At 32.6% G+C, this 2,881-nt stretch carries 3 protein-coding genes; all 3 read left to right on the top strand.

The genetic code is table 11. The annotated features are described in order from the left end of the window. The first annotated feature begins 384 nt into the window (after positions 1–384). The gene (locus ACNQGN_RS18820) at positions 385–819 is read left to right on the top strand and encodes a DUF1801 domain-containing protein (protein ID WP_417989362.1); all 435 of its coding nucleotides are present in this window, start codon (positions 385–387) and stop codon (positions 817–819) included. A 1,066-nt stretch (positions 820–1,885) separates the two neighbouring features. Continuing rightward, complete coding sequence (locus ACNQGN_RS18825; protein WP_417989363.1) at positions 1,886–2,182, top strand: nucleotidyltransferase family protein; 297 nt, start codon at positions 1,886–1,888, stop codon at positions 2,180–2,182. Next, positions 2,163–2,513 (top strand): HepT-like ribonuclease domain-containing protein, encoded by a 351-nt coding sequence (locus ACNQGN_RS18830; RefSeq protein ID WP_417989364.1) that lies wholly within the window; start codon positions 2,163–2,165, stop codon positions 2,511–2,513. Before ACNQGN_RS18825 ends, ACNQGN_RS18830 begins: the two co-directional genes overlap by 20 nt. Positions 2,514–2,881 lie beyond the last annotated feature (368 nt).

The following is a 2,881-nucleotide window of genomic DNA, read 5'->3' on the forward strand; positions in this document are numbered from 1 at the left end:
GGTTGCATCATGTTCTAAATAATATCAATGATACCAAATCATCAGAACTGCATAATCTTCTTCCACAATACTTCAATCAGGATTTAGTGGATTGATGCTATTGCTGGGACGCATACCCATAATCAAATGACTTTGGAGGTTTGTACTTTTTTGGTGGTTCTTACGAACCATTATATAGATGATTTAAAGAAACTGCAATCAAATAAGTTGCTAGTATCTAACCAGACAGGCGTTGAAGATAGAAGATGAGTTGTAAAAAAAATAAACGATCTTAGCCTAATGAAATGAAAGAGTCATTTACAATGAAAATCTTTGATATTGTAATACTTTTCATAAAAGCTTTAGAAATAAACTTATTTGAAAATTAACATAAATAATCTTATTATGAACATGTTTGCAAAAAATGAAGCCAAATCAGTAGAAGAATATCTTTTGAGGGTTCCTGCAGAAAGCAAAAAAGATGTTGATTTTATTCACAATTTTATTCAAAAAGTAGTTCCGAACCTAAAACCTTATTTTGCAACTAATATGATCGGCTACGGTATGTTTTACTACCTAGATTCGAAAAAGCAAAAAAGAGATTGGCCCATAATTGCCCTTGCAAATCAGAAGAACTATCTAAGTATTTATGTATGTACAGTTGTTGAGAATAAGGACGAGGCGGAAAAATATAAAAAAGAGCTTGGCAAACTTAGTAAGGGGATCGGTTGCATCAGATTTAAGAAAATAGAGGATATCAATCTTGAAACTCTTGAAATAGTATTAAAGCTCGCTGAAAAAAAACCTGGGGTCATCGGGGCCACTTTAGTAGACAAATAGTCATATAACTAAAATAGTGATCTGTTAGAAGTAAACTTTATTACTGAAGAAATAAAGCAACCTTTACATAGCATGAAAATTATGGCTGGGATATACAAGTTAGCCGCAAGCTTTGGGGACATTGCACCATTCAAAGTATCCTCACCGACTGTAAATGACAAACGGTTCAAATAACTTGTTGACAAAAAATAAGCCGGATGCCGAAAATTGAATAGAGATAGGTAATCAATTAAATTCAAATCAAAATGGAAACGAAAAACATGTAGCGTTGTTACCTCCATATCAATTGTTAACATCTACAGTAGGAGCTCTCAGCATTATTGGTGTTGCAATCACTGTTTATCCGAGGATTATTGTGTTATTTTTAATGGCCCTGATTCCCATTGCTTCTAAGTTTTACGTTAAAAAAATTAGTAGTAAGTCCAATGATTTTTAGAGAAATTATTATACTACACTAACCATTATAAATTTGCAATCAATCCTAGCTAAACTTGAAACGATGCTTATTCGAGAGAACAGCAAGCCAGCGGCTAACTGCAGTTTGGTCAGGTTGGGATGTTGGTGGAATTACGTAATCAATAATCTGTTTAGCACAAAAACTCTACTCCTATTTTCCTAACCTCGTCAAGCGTCAGGATGTTAACTATCTAAAAATCTGTATCAATAATTTTTACATCTCTATTTATCAAGTGATTCGTGATCAATTTCACTTCCACAAAATATCTGGAAAGACAACTACGGATCAAACAAATTACACTATTTTGATACTGAGAAGTTCTAATTTTTGCTTCCTCATAGGTTTTAAGCTGTTATTATCCGATCATTTCGAACCAAAAAAACCTCCAAAATCAAATGACTTTGAAGGTTTAAGATTTTTGGTGGTCCATACGGGACCGTTTACGAACCATTTTTTACAAGATTTGAAGAAACTTGCAATCAAATAGTATTTTTAAATTCCTCTTATTCAAAATTCTCAAAAACAGCAAATTACGAGAGTGTTAATAGTAATTTTTTCCGGAACTCAGCTTCTAAAGACAAACTTTTGTATCTTTGAAAAAAGTTTAAAATGACAACAAAAGATAATATATTAAAAACGCTGAAATCTAATAAGCTGAAGCTTTCGAAATTTGGTATTCGAAATGTTGGCTTGTTTGGATCTTACATTCGTAACGAGCAATCCAGCGAAAGTGATATTGATTTGTTGATTGATTTTGAACCGGAAAAAGAAAACTTCGATAACTTCATGGCGGTTTATGATTTGTTTGAAAAACTTTTCAAGAACGAAAAAATTGAAGTCGTTACAAAAAACGGTTTAAGTCCCTATATTGGTCCAAAAATTTTAAATGAAGTTCAATATGTCTAAAGACCCAAAAGAATTTCTTAGACATATTCTAGACGAATGTTCTTATGTAATCTCGGTTAGCGATAGTTTGTCGTTCGAAGATTTTATAGAAGATGAAACTTTAAAACGCGCCGTTGTTCGAAGTTTAGAAATTATTGGAGAAGCTACAAAGAAAATTCCGGCTGACTTTAAAGCTAAATGGAGTACCATTCAGTGGAAAAATATGGCTGGAATGCGCGATAGACTCATACACGACTACATTGGCGTAAATTATAGCATAGTTTGGGATGTAATGAAAAATAAAATTCCAGACATGCATATAGAGATTTCAAGTTTTCTGTCAAAAGAATAATAAAACTACCACTTATAGCTAGAGTTTCGCTGGATTTGAAAAACCAATAATGAATTTCCTGTTGAACGGAACCGCTTAGATTCCTTAACTATGGGGTTGTCGTAAAGTTTTGAGAGAGTTGTAAAAGGATTTAGCTTACTCTTTTTGAATCAAATTAGAGGAGTTAGAAACGTTGCATTTTCCTTTTTAGACTAACTAATATTTATGCTTAATTTTTGCTCCTCCACAGGTTTTGGGATTGATCCGGGATCAATCCTAAAAGTTGTGGGGAAATATTAAAAAAGGGATATTTGCATTTATAAATAACTACCCATGCCAGATTCATATAGCGAACTTATCAAATTACTATTGCCAGAAATTATAGTTGA

Source organism: Flavobacterium rhamnosi, assembly GCF_048286515.1.
Classification (GTDB): domain Bacteria; phylum Bacteroidota; class Bacteroidia; order Flavobacteriales; family Flavobacteriaceae; genus Flavobacterium.